The 12,906-nt window shown below is 70.4% G+C and carries 17 protein-coding genes; 13 read left to right on the forward strand and 4 right to left on the reverse strand.

All coding sequences use genetic code 11. The features are described from left to right. Window positions 1-61: 61 nt before the first annotated feature. A complete protein-coding gene (locus AB0C38_RS14955; RefSeq protein ID WP_360672331.1) occupies window positions 62-922 on the forward strand; it encodes an aldo/keto reductase in 861 nt (286 codons plus the stop codon). Here the strand turns inward: AB0C38_RS14955 and AB0C38_RS14960 are convergent. From AB0C38_RS14960 to AB0C38_RS14975, 4 genes are read right to left on the reverse strand one after another with little or no spacing between them, the layout of a single operon-like run. Beyond that, a complete protein-coding gene (locus AB0C38_RS14960; RefSeq protein WP_360672334.1) occupies window positions 903-1,388 on the reverse strand; it encodes a hypothetical protein in 486 nt (161 codons plus the stop codon). The two genes, AB0C38_RS14955 and AB0C38_RS14960, sit on opposite strands and share 20 nt — an antisense overlap. Further along, window positions 1,385-2,581 carry a hypothetical protein gene (locus AB0C38_RS14965; protein WP_360672337.1) on the reverse strand — a complete coding sequence of 399 codons (1,197 nt, stop codon included), beginning with the start codon at window positions 2,579-2,581 and terminating at the stop codon, window positions 1,385-1,387. The genes AB0C38_RS14960 and AB0C38_RS14965 overlap by 4 nt, the downstream gene beginning before the upstream one ends. After that, window positions 2,578-2,904 (reverse strand): type VII secretion target, encoded by a 327-nt coding sequence (locus tag AB0C38_RS14970; protein ID WP_360672340.1) that lies wholly within the window; start codon window positions 2,902-2,904, stop codon window positions 2,578-2,580. The genes AB0C38_RS14965 and AB0C38_RS14970 overlap by 4 nt, the downstream gene beginning before the upstream one ends. Further along, window positions 2,904-3,428, reverse strand: coding sequence for a YbaB/EbfC family nucleoid-associated protein (locus tag AB0C38_RS14975; protein WP_360672343.1), 525 nt, complete (start codon window positions 3,426-3,428; stop codon window positions 2,904-2,906). Before AB0C38_RS14975 ends, AB0C38_RS14970 begins: the two co-directional genes overlap by 1 nt. A 244-nt stretch (window positions 3,429-3,672) precedes the next feature. Between AB0C38_RS14975 and hrcA the strand changes: the two genes are divergently transcribed. The 12 genes from hrcA to AB0C38_RS15035 all read left to right on the forward strand — a co-directional run bounded on the left by hrcA (window position 3,673) and on the right by AB0C38_RS15035 (window position 12,802). Further along, window positions 3,673-4,695 carry a heat-inducible transcriptional repressor HrcA gene (hrcA, locus tag AB0C38_RS14980; RefSeq protein WP_360672346.1) on the forward strand — a complete coding sequence of 341 codons (1,023 nt, stop codon included), beginning with the start codon at window positions 3,673-3,675 and terminating at the stop codon, window positions 4,693-4,695. 31 nt (window positions 4,696-4,726) lie between these two features. Further along, the gene (gene dnaJ / locus AB0C38_RS14985; RefSeq protein WP_360672349.1) at window positions 4,727-5,896 is read left to right on the forward strand and encodes a molecular chaperone DnaJ; all 1,170 of its coding nucleotides are present in this window, start codon (window positions 4,727-4,729) and stop codon (window positions 5,894-5,896) included. Between the two features lie 3 nt (window positions 5,897-5,899). Next, window positions 5,900-6,652, forward strand: coding sequence for a 16S rRNA (uracil(1498)-N(3))-methyltransferase (locus AB0C38_RS14990; RefSeq protein ID WP_360672351.1), 753 nt, complete (start codon window positions 5,900-5,902; stop codon window positions 6,650-6,652). Window positions 6,653-7,027: 375 nt separating this feature from the next. Then, complete coding sequence (locus AB0C38_RS14995) at window positions 7,028-7,390, forward strand: histidine triad nucleotide-binding protein (RefSeq protein ID WP_360672354.1); 363 nt, start codon at window positions 7,028-7,030, stop codon at window positions 7,388-7,390. Between the two features lie 87 nt (window positions 7,391-7,477). After that, window positions 7,478-8,551 carry a PhoH family protein gene (locus AB0C38_RS15000; protein WP_360672357.1) on the forward strand — a complete coding sequence of 358 codons (1,074 nt, stop codon included), beginning with the start codon at window positions 7,478-7,480 and terminating at the stop codon, window positions 8,549-8,551. Continuing rightward, on the forward strand, window positions 8,548-9,120 hold the full coding sequence (ybeY, locus tag AB0C38_RS15005; RefSeq protein WP_360672360.1) for an rRNA maturation RNase YbeY: 573 nt from the start codon (window positions 8,548-8,550) through the stop codon (window positions 9,118-9,120). Before AB0C38_RS15000 ends, ybeY begins: the two co-directional genes overlap by 4 nt. A gap of 9 nt (window positions 9,121-9,129) precedes the next feature. Further along, window positions 9,130-10,476 (forward strand): hemolysin family protein, encoded by a 1,347-nt coding sequence (locus AB0C38_RS15010; protein WP_360672363.1) that lies wholly within the window; start codon window positions 9,130-9,132, stop codon window positions 10,474-10,476. Next, window positions 10,469-10,807, forward strand: a complete 339-nt coding sequence (locus tag AB0C38_RS15015) for a cytidine deaminase (RefSeq protein ID WP_360672366.1) — start codon at window positions 10,469-10,471, stop codon at window positions 10,805-10,807. Before AB0C38_RS15010 ends, AB0C38_RS15015 begins: the two co-directional genes overlap by 8 nt. Beyond that, complete coding sequence (era, locus tag AB0C38_RS15020) at window positions 10,804-11,700, forward strand: GTPase Era (protein ID WP_360672368.1); 897 nt, start codon at window positions 10,804-10,806, stop codon at window positions 11,698-11,700. Before AB0C38_RS15015 ends, era begins: the two co-directional genes overlap by 4 nt. 1 nt (window position 11,701) lies before the next feature. Continuing rightward, on the forward strand, window positions 11,702-12,004 hold the full coding sequence (locus tag AB0C38_RS15025) for a CD225/dispanin family protein (protein ID WP_360672371.1): 303 nt from the start codon (window positions 11,702-11,704) through the stop codon (window positions 12,002-12,004). A 28-nt stretch (window positions 12,005-12,032) separates the two neighbouring features. Continuing rightward, the gene (locus AB0C38_RS15030) at window positions 12,033-12,356 is read left to right on the forward strand and encodes a CD225/dispanin family protein (protein WP_360672374.1); all 324 of its coding nucleotides are present in this window, start codon (window positions 12,033-12,035) and stop codon (window positions 12,354-12,356) included. Beyond that, window positions 12,353-12,802 (forward strand): DUF2752 domain-containing protein, encoded by a 450-nt coding sequence (locus tag AB0C38_RS15035; protein WP_360672377.1) that lies wholly within the window; start codon window positions 12,353-12,355, stop codon window positions 12,800-12,802. Before AB0C38_RS15030 ends, AB0C38_RS15035 begins: the two co-directional genes overlap by 4 nt. Window positions 12,803-12,906: the final 104 nt, after the last annotated feature.

Raw genomic sequence — 12,906 nt, forward strand, 5'->3', positions numbered from 1 at the left:
AATCGTCCGCGGGTCCGCCGGGTTGACCCCTGGGGATCCGCGGACGACGTTAGGAAGACGAATGAGCGCGAAGAAGTCCGGCACCTTCACCATCGGCGGCGACCTCCCGGTCACCCGCCTCGGGTACGGCACCATGCAGCTCACCGGGCCGGGGGTCTGGGGTGACCCGAAGGATCCGGACGAGGCCGTGCGCGTGCTGCGGCGGGCCGTCGAACTCGGGGTGACCCTGATCGACACCGCCGACGCCTACGGTCCGTTCGTCGCCGACCTGCTGATCAAGAAGGCCCTGCACCCCTACGCCGACGACGTCGTCATCGCGACCAAGGCCGGCTTCACCCGGCAGGGCCCGAACCAGTGGATCCCGGTCGGGCGGCCCGAGTACCTCCGGCAGCAGGTCGAGCTGAGCCTGCGGCACCTGGGCGTCGACCGGATCGACCTGCTGCAGCTGCACCGGATCGACCCGAAGGTCCCGGTGGCCGAGCAGGTCGGCGAGCTGAAGAAGCTCCAGGACGAAGGCAAGATCCGGCACATCGGCCTGTCCGAGATCGGCGTGGACGAGCTGAAGGAAGCGCAGAAGACCGCGGAGATCGTCTCCGTGCAGAACCTCTTCAACCTGGCCAAGCGCGACGCCGAGCCGTTGCTGGAGCACGCCACCGAGCACGGCATCGCGTTCATCCCGTGGTTCCCGCTCGCCACCGGCGCGCTCGCCGGGCCGGACAGCCCGCTGACCGCGCTCGCCAAGGAGCACGACGCCTCGCCGTCGCAGCTCGCGCTCGCCTGGCTGCTCAAGCGGTCGCCCGTCGTGCTGCCGATCCCGGGGACCTCGTCGGTCGCGCACCTCGAGGACAACGTCGCCGCCGCGGACATCGAGCTGACCGATGCCGAGTTCGACGCGATCGGGGCTACGCCGGCAGGACGTTGACCAGCAGCTTCGTGCGCGGAGTCAGGTAGACGGCGTTCGTCCGCTCCGCCTGGATCCGCGCACGAAGCTCGCGGTCGTCGAGCCGGAAACTGCGGTCCCCGGCGACCAGGTAGGTGAACCACATCCGTTCCATGATCTCGTAGACGTAGATCGGGAACTGGCCGCGTTCGGGCCGTTTCCCGTGCACCTTCCCGAAGTCGTGCGTCCAGCCGGTGACCACGACCAGCCGCCCGCTCGTGACCTCCGAGAGCCGTCGCCCGCAGACGAAGGCGAACCAGGCGGTCACCGCGAGGATCGGCACGGCGGCGGCCGCCGCCCCGTCGGCGACCGCGAGCGCGGCGGTCACCAGGCCGGCGACCACCAGGACCGCCGCTGTCCAGAAGGTGAAGTCGAGCAGCTTCCCGCGTTGTGACGGGTGGAGCCGGCCGTTGCGGTTGGCCAGCTCCACGTCGGCCTGCTCGCTCACTCGCCCTCGCCTTCGGGGTGCTCCTTTTCGTAAGCCTCCTGGCTCTCGTGGTACCGGTCGTACTGCTCGTTCTCCTGCCGGCGGCCTTCGGTCACGACGCCGACCGTGTCCGCGGGCTTCCAGCCCGGATAGCCGCCGGACTCCTGCCACGCACCCGGCTTGAGCACGCTGCGGCCCTCTTCGGAGTACGTCTTGCCCGGTCCCTCCAGCTTTTCGCCGCCGGGGACCTTCTCCCGCCAGGCGTCCTTCCAGCCTTCGGCCGTTTCCTCGGCGGACTTCGCCTCCTTGCCCGCCTGCTTGAGCTCGTTGGCCTTGCGCTCGATGCCGGCGGCCGTGTCGACCGACTTGTCCACGAGCTTGTCGACGCCCTTGCCCACCTTCTTCAACGCGTTCGCCGCGCCTTCGAGAGCCGCCTTCGACTTGCCCGCGCCCTTCGCCAGGCTCTCCAGCTTCTCGACGATCTTCGCGATGCGCGTGCTGATCTTCTCGGCGAGCACACCGCCCTCGATGACCGTGTCGGCGATGAACGCCGCGATCGTGCCGCCGAAGGTGCACCAGGACGCGGCGAGCGCGGCGAGGGCCTTGACGATCAGCTCGCCCACGAACGACGAGATCATGTCGCGGATCAGCCCGCGCTCGGTGCCGACCAGCGCCGCGCCGACGTTCATGGCCGTCGACGCGTCTCCGGCGTGCGACGCGGCGCCGCGCAGGACGCTGACGTAGCTTTCGGCCGTCCGCTGGTAGGCCTCGGCGGAGCCGCAGTCGCTGAAGGACTGCTGGACCTTCTTGGCCTGCTGCTCGTAGCTCTCGGCCGTCTCGGTGAGCTGCTTCGCGATGTTCGTCCAGGTCACGGCCTTGGCGGTGACGGCCTCGGGCTTGCCGGCGAGCTTGTCGAGGCCGTCCTTGAGGAAGCTGATGTGCTCGATCAGCCAGCCGACCCCGGCGCTGGCCAGCGTGCCGAGCGGGTCCATCGCCGCGCCGAGCAGGTCGAGGGCGTCGGTGCCGACGTCCATGGCGAGGTTGCCCCAGTCACCGTTGCGCGCGTCGGTGAGCGTCGACGCGGCGTCGCTGAAGATGCCCGCGCCGCCGGTCTGGGCGTTGAGGTTGTCCAGCTCGCCCTTCGAGCCGTCGCCCATGCCGCTCCAGAAGCCGCCCGGCGACTCGGCCGTCGCGACCAGTGCGTTCTCGGTCATGCCGGGAGCTCCTTGCCGATGCCCTCGATCAGGCTCTTCGTCTTCTGTTCGTGGTCGCGGAACGCCGTGTGCGCGGTCTTCACCCGGTCCGCGACCTCGTGGCCGGCCTCGACGGCCGCGCTCAGGAAGCTGTCGGCGGTGTCCACCCAGCCCTGGATCGGCACCGCGAACACCTGCCCGACCAGACCGAACGCGTCGAAGTCGAGCGCGCCGGCGGTGCCGGCGGCGTCGACCGCCTGCTGCACGCGGTCGGCGATCTCCCGGATCTCGTCCTCGTGGCCGCCGAGGACGTCGAAGTCGACCTTCATCGCCCGCCCGGCCATCAGAGCCCCCGGCGCAGGATCGGGCCGCCGAAGTCTTCGTCGTCGTCCGGGCGCGGCCGGGCCGGGCGCACAGGTGGCGGCGGCGGGGTTTCCCGCGGCGTTTCGGTGAATTCCCAACGCGGCGGTGCCGGTTCTTCTTCCGGCAATTCGGGCGCCGGGATCTGTTCCCGGAGGAAATGCATCGCGTCGCTGTCGGCGCCGATCACCGGCGCCATCACCGCGGTCAGCTGCTGCGCGGCGTCGACCTGCGCGCGTTTGGCCGCCGCGAGGACGGCCTGGGCGAGGCGGGCCCGCGGCAGCTCGTCCGCCCGCGGGCCGAAGGTGATTTCCTGCAGCGCACCGCTGGTGTTGACGGTGACCGTGACGGCCCCGTCGGCGCTCGTGGCGGTCGCCGAGACCCGCTCGAGCCGGGCTTTCGCCTCGGCCGCGCGCCGGGCGATATCGGGCATTCCGGCCGAAGCGGGTTCAATGCGGTTCACGGTGACCTCGGAGTCGGGGGAGGGCATGCGGATCAGAGGCAGCAAACCGCTTTTCGGTTCCCGCTACAAGCCGGGAATTCATTTGAGAAGAATGCATGGGAATTCGTTTGCGCGTTCTTTACCCGGCGCGGAGACGACATGAACGACTCGTTCATGTCGCCGGGCGAGGTGAACGACTCGTTCATGACGTCGGGGGAGCCGGCCCCTACCCAGTGGGCGGGGTTGAGCACGACCCGCTCAGGCTTCCGTAAACTCAAGGTGAGCAGCGAGCGAGGTAGGGGAGGAACCGGTGGCCAACGCGGAGGAACGTCGCTTCGACGTGCTGCGCGCGATCGTGGCCGACTACGTCTCCAACCAGGAGCCGGTCGGCTCCAAAGCGATCGTCGAGCGGCACAACCTGGGCGTCTCGAGCGCCACCGTGCGCAACGACATGGCCACGCTCGAGGAAGAGGGCTACATCACCCAGCCGCACACCAGTGCCGGCCGGGTGCCGACCGACAAGGGCTACCGCCTCTTCGTCGACCGGCTCTCCGAGATCAAGCCCCTGAGCGGGGCCGAGCGCCGGGCCATCACCACCTTCCTCGACAGCGGCACCGACCTCGACGACGTCCTCCGCCGCTCGGTCCGGCTGCTCGCGCAGCTGACCCGGCAGGTCGCCGTCGTCCAGTACCCGATGCTGACCAACGCCAAGGTGCGCCACCTCGAAGTGGTGCCGCTCACCCCGGCGCGGCTGATGCTCGTGCTGATCGCCGACAACGGCCGCGTCGACCAGCGCACGGTCGACCTCGGCGACGTCGTCACCGAAGAAGACGTGGCCCGGCTGCGGTCCGTGCTCAACACGGCCATGTCCGGACGACGGCTCACCGACGCCGCCGCGCGCGTCGCCGAACTGCCCGACCAGGCACCCGGCGAGCTGCGGGACGCGCTCATCCGCGTCACCACGGTCCTGGTCGAGTCGCTGGCCGAACACCCCGAAGAACGCCTGGTCCTGGGCGGTACCGCGAACCTCACGCGCAACGTCGCCGACTTCCCGGGTTCCCTGCGCCAGGTCCTCGAAGCGCTCGAGGAACAGGTGGTCGTGCTCAAGCTCCTGGCCGCCGCGCGCAACCCCGGTGCGATCACGGTGCGCATCGGTGAGGAAAATGAAGACGAGCAGATGCGCAGCACCTCGGTCGTCTCGATCGGTTACGGCCAGGACATGGTGCTCGGCGGCATGGGGGTGGTCGGCCCGACCCGGATGGACTACCCCGGCACGATCGCCGCGGTGCGCGCGGTCGCCAACTACGTGGGGCAGATCCTGGCCGGCCGCTGAGCCGGGCAGAGCAGAAGGAGAAGCAGAGACGGTGGCGAGGGACTACTACGGCATCCTCGGGGTGGCCAAGAACGCGAGCGATCAGGACATCAAGCGCGCGTACCGGAAGCTGGCCAGGGAGCTGCACCCCGACGTCAACCCGTCGGAAGACGCGCAGCACAAGTTCGGCGAGGTCACCACGGCCTACGAAGTGCTGTCCGACCCGCAGAAGCGCAAGATCGTCGACCTCGGCGGCGACCCGATGGACGGCGGCGGCCGCGGCGGCGCGGGCGGTGGCGACCCGTTCGCCGGGTTCGGCGGCCTCGGCGACATCATGGACGCCTTCTTCGGCGCGGCCGGCGGAGGCGGCGGGCGCGGGCGCGGCCCCCGCAGCCGCGTCCAGCCCGGCTCCGACGCGCTGATCCGGCTCGGCCTCAGCCTCGAGGACTGCGCGACCGGCGTCGACAAGGAGATCGCCGTCGACACCGCGATCGTCTGCGACCTCTGCCGCGGCGCCGGCACCACCGAAGGCACCGGCGTCAAGACCTGCGACACCTGCGGCGGCGCCGGCGAGGTCCAGTCCGTCCAGCGGTCCTTCCTCGGCCAGGTCGTCACGGCCCGCCCGTGCCCGGTCTGCCGCGGCTTCGGCGAGGTCATCCCCGACCCCTGCCGCCAGTGCGGCGGCGACGGCCGCATCCGCGCCCGCCGCAACGTCACCGCCAAGATCCCGCCGGGCGTCGGCGACGGCATGCGCATCCGCCTGTCCGGCCAGGGCGAGGTCGGCCCCGGCGGCGGCCCGGCCGGCGACCTCTACGTCGAGATCGACGAGACCCCGCACGAGGTCTTCGTCCGGCAGGGCCACGACCTGCACTGCAACTTCCGCATCCCGATGACCACCGCCGCCCTCGGCGCCACGGTGCCCATCTCGACACTCATCGACGGCGACTACGAGCTCGACGTCGAACCCGGCACCCAGCCCAACGCCGAGCTCGTCCTCAACGGCAAGGGCATGCCCCGGCTGCGGTCCTCCGGCCGCGTCGACGGCCGCGGCGACCTCCACGTCCACATCGACGTCGTGGTCCCGACGAAGCTCGACGAAGCCCAGCGCGACCTCCTCGTCGAGCTCGCCCAGCAGCGCGGCGAGGAAGTCCCGACGCTGGCGTCCAACGGCACCAAGCACGGCGGCCTGTTCTCCAAGCTGCGCGCCAAGAACCACCGCTGACCCGTGCCCGACACCACCCTGCCGGTCTTCCTCGCCACCTCGGTGCCCACAAGCGGGCGCACGGTCCTCGACGGCGAGGAAGCCCGGCACGCGGCCACGGTCCGCCGCCTGCGCACAGGGGAGCGGCTCGTCCTCTCCGACGGCGCGGGCACCATGGCCCGCTGCGTCGTCGAAACCGTCCAGCCCGGCCGCGACGCCGCCCTGACGCTGACGATCGAAGAGCGCTGGACCGAGGAACCGCCCGCCCTGCGCGTCGTCCTCGCCCAAGCCCTCGCCAAAGGCGACCGCGGCGAACTCGCGGTCGAGCTCGCCACCGAAGCCGGCGTCGACGCGATCGTCCCCTGGCGAGCCGCCCGCAGCGTCGCCAAATGGGACGACGGCGGCCGCGGCGACAAAGCCCTCGCCCGCTGGCGCGCCACCGCCCGCGCGGCCGCCAAACAAGCCCGCCGCGCCCACGTCCCCGACGTCACCGAACCCGCCGCCACCAGCGAGCTCGCCGGCCTCGCCGCCACGATGTCCCTGGCCGTCGTCCTCGAGTCCGACGTCCCCGACCGCCTCACCGACCTCGACCTCCCGGACACCGGCGACCTCCTCCTCATCGTCGGCCCCGAAGGCGGCATCACCGACGAAGAACTCCGCACCCTGCGAGACGCCGGAGCCCGAGCCGTCCGCCTCGGCACAACGGTGCTTCGCACGTCCACCGCCGCGGCCGTCGCACTGGGCGCACTAGGCGCCCTGACGACCCGCTGGCGGTAAGAAGATCACCAGAAAAAAGACCCCCGATTTTGCGCCCAGTTATGGCGCGATCACACTCCGACCGGTTACTCTCGTTTACTAACGCGCCACACACCGTTCCCGGTTCGGCGCGCCACTGGGAAAGCACAGACCCCGCCGGGCACCTCCCCCCTCGGTCCGGCGGCCGCCGCGGTGGCGGTAGATCGACCCCCAGGGTCTACCGCTCCGCGGCCCCCTTCCTCTCGCTCCGCTCGACTCAGTGGGCCGCTACGCGTTCGTTGTGTTCTCTGGGGGTCAAACCCCCAGACCCCCAGCCGGGGGTTCCCCCCGGACCCCCCGCGGCTGCCGCTCGGTGCCTGTCTGGTGGGGCGGCTCTCTGTCGATAAGGTGTTCCTCATGCGTGAGGATGAGACTCTCTTCGAGCGGATCATTGCTGGTGAGATCCCTGCTGATGTCGTCTACCAGGATGACTCCACCTTTGCCTTTCGGGATATTCGGCCTCAGGCGAAGGTTCATGTGCTTGTGGTGCCCAAGGTTCGGTATCGGAACCTGGGGGAGCTTGCTGCTGGTGACCCTCAGTTGCTTGCTGCTGTTGCTCTTGCTGCTCGTAAGGTTGCTGAGCTTGAGGGTGTCCTTGAGAGTGGTTATCGGGTTGTGTTCAACACCGATGGTGATGCTGGGCAGACCGTTTTTCATGTTCATGCTCATGTTCTTGGTGGGGAGCCTCTGGGGCTCTTCGGGGCTCCTGAGCAGGACTAGGCGAAACCCGTCTGCGTTCTGTCGGTGGGTGCCAGTAGCATCGGTGGGGTCCGTTCTCCCTCACCGAGAAAGCAGGCCTGAGGCCACGTGGCCGGAACCGAACCGGGTGGAGCCGCCCGACCCGACGCCCCCCGGGACGTCGCCAAGACCGAGGATGCCGCCGTCCAGGCCGCGCAGTCCCGGTTCCCCATTCCCGACGCCGCCGCACTCAGCCTGCTCGGCTCCCGTGACGAGAACCTCCGTGTCGCCGAGGAGCTCCTGGCCGCCGACGTGCACGTTCGCGGCAACGAAGTCACCCTGACCGGCACGCCCGCCGACGTCGCCTTCGCCGAGCGCGTCTTCGCCGACCTCGTCACCCTCGCCACCGGCGGGCAGCAGGTCGGCCCGGACACCGTCCGCCGCACCATCGGGATGCTGAGCACCGGGGACGCATCCCCGGCCGAGGTCCTCAGTCTCAACATCGTCTCCCGCCGCGGCAAGACCATCCGGCCCAAGACGCTCAACCAGAAGCGCTACGTCGACGCCATCGACAAGCACACCGTCGTCTTCGGCATCGGCCCCGCCGGCACCGGCAAGACCTACCTCGCCATGGCGAAGGCCGTCCAGGCCCTCCAGGCCAAGCAGGTCACCCGCATCGTGCTGACCCGCCCCGCCGTCGAAGCCGGCGAGCGCCTCGGCTACCTGCCCGGCACCCTCAACGAGAAGATCGACCCCTACCTGCGGCCGCTCTACGACGCGCTGCACGACATGGTCGAGCCCGAGTCGATCCCGCGGCTCATGCAGGCCGGCACCATCGAGATCGCGCCGCTCGCCTACATGCGCGGCCGCACGCTGAACGACGCCTTCATCATCCTCGACGAGGCCCAGAACACCACGCCCGAGCAGATGAAGATGTTCCTCACCCGCCTCGGGCAAGGCTCCAAGATCGTCGTCACCGGTGACGTCACCCAGGTCGACCTGCCCAACGGGCAGCGCAGCGGCCTCCGCGTCGTCCGCGACATCCTCGGCGGCGTCGAAGGGCTCTACTTCTCCGAACTGACCAGCCAGGACGTCGTCCGGCACAAGCTCGTCGGCGACATCGTCGACGCCTACGAAAAGTGGCAGGCCGTGCAGGACGCCCAGGACCAGCAGAGCAACGGCTGGAAGGGCAACCGGCGTTGAGCATCGAAATCGCCAACGAGTCCGGCGTCGACGTCGACGAGACGTCCATCGTCTCGGCCGCCCGCTACGCCCTCGACAAGATGGAGGTCAGCCCGCTCGCCGAGCTGTCCATCCTGCTGGTCACCCTCGACGTCATGGAAGACCTCCACGAACGCTGGATGGACCTCCCCGGCCCCACCGACGTGATGGCCTTCCCGATGGACGAGCTCGACTCCTCCCGCCGCCCCGACGCGCCCGACGCGTCTCCGGCGCTGCTCGGGGACATCGTGCTCTGCCCGGCGTTCGCCAAGGACCAGGCCAAGACCGCGGGCCACGGCCTGATCGACGAGCTGCACCTGCTCACCGTGCACGGCTGCCTCCACCTCCTCGGCTACGACCACGCCGAACCCGCCGAGGAACGCGAGATGTTCGCCCTCCAGAAACGCATCCTCGGCGAGTACCAGGACGCCGTCGCCGCGCTGGAGAAGCGGGACGCGCAGCGCAACACCGACGACCGCGTGCTCGGCATCGCCGGGCTCGACGCGGGCGTCGCGCCGGCCGGCGAACCACCCACCGGGGAAACGCCCTAGGCGCCAGCCATGGTCCAGCTCCTCTTCGCGATCGCGCTCGTGCTCCTCGCGGGCGTGTTCGCGGCGGCCGACGCCGCCATCAGCACCGTGTCGCAAGCCCGGGCCGACGGCCTCGCCCGGATGGGCCTGCCCGGCGCCCGCCAGCTCGCCGCCGTCGTCGCCGAACGCCGCCGGCACATCAACCTGCTGCTCCTGCTGCGCCTCGGCTGCGAGCTCACGGCCACCGTGCTGGTCACCGTCTTCGTCGGCACCCGGCTCCGGCCGCTCGGCGTCGCCGTGCTGGTCACGGCGGTCGTCATGATCGTCGTGAGCTACGTCCTCATCGGCGTCGGCCCGCGCACCCTCGGCCGCCAGCACCCCTACCGCATCGGCCGCTACGTCGCCGGGCCCGTCCGCGTCCTCGGCTCGGTCCTCGGCCCGCTGTCCCGGCTGCTCATCCTCATCGGTAACGCCATCACCCCCGGACAGGGCTTCCGCGAAGGCCCGTTCACCTCCGAGGTCGAGCTGCGCGAGCTCGTCGACCTCGCCCAGGAACGCGGCGTCGTCGAGGACTCCGAGCGCGAGATGATCCACTCGGTGTTCGAGCTCGGCGACACCATCGCCCGCGAGGTCATGGTGCCGCGCACGGAGATCGTCTGGATCGAGCGCACCAAGACCGTCCGCCAAGCCCTCGCCCTGGCCCTGCGCACCGGCTTCACCCGGCTCCCGGTGATCGACGAGTCCGTCGACGACATCGTCGGCGTCGTCAACATCAAGGACCTCATGGCCGCGTACATGGACCCGGACGGCCCGAGCACCGTCGTCGGCACGCTGATGAACGAAGCATCCTTCGTCCCCGACTCGAAGCGGCTCGACGAGCTCCTCAAGGAGATGCAGCGCTCGCACCACCACATGGCGATCGCCGTCGACGAGTACGGCGGCACCGCCGGCCTGCTCACCATCGAGGACGTCCTCGAGGAGATCGTCGGCGAGATCACCGACGAGTCCGACGCCGACGAGCGCCCCGAGGTCGAGGAGCTCACCGGCGGCGCCGTTCGCGTCTCGTCCCGGATGAGCGTCGACGACCTGGGCGAGCTCTTCGGCATCGACCTCGAAGACCACGACGTGGAGACCGTGGGCGGGCTGCTCGCGGAACGACTGGGTAGGGTCCCGCTACCGGGGGCCGAAGCCGAGGTCGCCGGCCTCCGGCTGTTCGCCGAAGGCGGCAAGGACCGGCGCGGCCGCATGCGGATCACCTCGGTGGTCGTGCACCCGGCCGACGCCGACGCGATGACCGACCCGGCCGACCGCACCACCCGGCGCCGCACGCGCCTGCCCCACCCCGACGAACGCGACAGGAGCGTCGAACATGCCTGACCTCGAGGCGGAGGACCAGAAGCTGGTCACCCTCGCCCGGTCCTCGCGCGCCCGCATCCAGGCCCCCGAAGGCGCCGCGGTCCGCGACACCGACGGCCGCACCTACGCGGCGGGCACGGTCGACCAGCCGTCGTTCAAGCTCACCGCGCTCCAGGCCGCGGTCGCCGCGGCGCTGTCCAGCGGCGCCGAAGGCATCGAAGCCGCCGCCGTCGTCAGCGAGGAAGGGCTGCTCAAGGGCGCGTCCGTGCAGGCCGTCCGCGACCTCGCGAGGTACGCGCCAATCATCCTCGCCGCCCCGGACGGCGCGATTCTCGAGGTGCTCGAGCGATGACGGAACACCGGTCCGGCTTCGCCTGCTTCGTCGGGCGGCCCAACGCGGGCAAGTCGACGCTGACCAACGCCCTCGTCGGCACCAAGGTCGCGATCACCTCCAGCAAACCGCAGACCACGCGCCACGCGATCCGCGGCATCGTGCACCGCGAGGACGCCCAGCTCGTCCTCATCGACACCCCCGGCCTGCACCGGCCCCGCACCCTGCTCGGCGAGCGGCTCAACGACATCGTGCACACGACGTGGTCCGAAGTGGACGTCGTCGGCCTGTGCGTGCCGGCGAACGAGAAGATCGGGCCCGGCGACAAGTTCATCGCCGCCGAGCTGCAGAAGATCGCCAAGCGGACGCCGGTCATCGGGATCGTCACCAAGACCGACCTCGTCCAGCCGCAGCAGGTCGCCGAGCAGCTGCTCGCGCTGCAGGACGTCATGGACTTCGCCGAGCTGATCCCGGTTTCGGCCGTGGACGGCTTCCAGGTCGGCGCGCTCGCGGACCTGCTCGTCACGAGGCTCCCCGAAGGCCCGCAGCTCTACCCCGGCGGCGAGCTCACCGACGAGCCCGAGCAGACGCTGGTCGCCGAGCTCATCCGCGAGGCGGCACTGGAAGGCGTCCGCGACGAGCTGCCGCACTCGATCGCCGTCACCGTCGAAGAGATGCTGCCCCGCGAAGGCCGGGACGACCTCATCGACGTGCACGCGTTCCTCTTCGTCGAGCGCCCCAGCCAGAAGGGCATCATCCTCGGGCACAAGGGCGAGCGGCTGCGCGAGGTCGGCGCCACCGCCCGCAAGAACATCGAGGCGCTGCTCGGCTCGAAGGTCTACCTCGACCTGCACATCAAGGTGGCCAAAGAGTGGCAGCGCGACCCCCGCCAGCTGCGCCGGCTCGGGTTCTGACGTGACCGAGCCACCGCGGCCGCCCGCGGACTACAACCCCGGGCCCCCGCCCGCGAGCAACCTGGCTTGGGGCATCGTCGCCGCGATCATCTGCCTGCCCTTCGGCATCGTCTCGATCTTCCAGGCGGCCAAGGTGGAGCGGCTCTGGGCGCAGGGTGACCCGGACGCCGCCCGCGGCGCGGCCGGTGCCGCGCGGCGCTGGGCGATCATCGGTGCCGTCGTCGGCGTGGTGTTCTGGGTCGCCCTGGTCGCCGGCGGTGTCCTGCTGCTGGGAACGCTGCTCGACGACGCCGCGTCCCACTGAGGAACGTCGGCAGCAGGAGGAGACACCGGTGACCCCGCCCTACCCGCAGTACCCGCCCCACGGCTGGGGGCCGAACTACGGGCCGCCGCCGGACAACAACCTGGTCTGGGCGATCCTCTCGACGGTGATGTGCTGCCTGCCGTTGGGTATCGTCGCCATCGTGAAGGCGAGCCAGGTCAACTCCCTGTGGTTCCAGGGCTTCCACGCGGAAGCGCACCGGGCCGCCGACGAAGCCCGCAAGTGGGCGATGTGGTCGGCGATCTCGTTCGGCGTGCTGATCGGGCTCTACCTCGCGTTCATCGCCGTCATGGTCGCCTTCGTCGGCTTCTCCGCCTGGTCGCTGGTGCCATGACGACCGTCTACACGGGATACCCCGCCCGCGGCGCCAAGGCCACGCTGCGCGCCCTCGGCGCCCCGATGGCCGTCGTGGGCGGGCTCGGCGTGTGCTGCGCGGCCGTCCTGATCGGCGACCCCACCACCCCCGGCGGCTGGCTCCCCGTCTGCCCGACCAAGGCGCTGTTCGGCATCGACTGCCCGGGCTGCGGCGGCATGCGGATGGCCTACAGCCTGATGCACGGCGACCTTCCCGCGGCCCTGCACTACAACGCCGTGTCGCTCGTGTTCATCCTCCTCTTCGTCTGGAGCACCGCCGCCTGGACGGTCGGACGGCTGCGCGGCCGCTGGGTAAACAGCTGGCTGCACTGGCGCTGGACCCCGCTGACCGTCGGCGTCGTGTTCGCGGTCTGGTTCGTCATTCGCAACCTCCCGTTCGCCCCGTTCACCGGTCTGCGCGTCTGATTTCGACGGACGGGAACCGCTTCGCCACGCACCGCGTCGGAGGCTCGTGCGGTTCACCCGGACAGTGGATGCCTGGGCAGCGCGGCCGCAGGTGAACCGAGTAC

Origin of the sequence: Amycolatopsis sp. NPDC048633, from assembly GCF_040650695.1 — a bacterium.
Lineage (GTDB): Bacteria > Actinomycetota > Actinomycetes > Mycobacteriales > Pseudonocardiaceae > Amycolatopsis.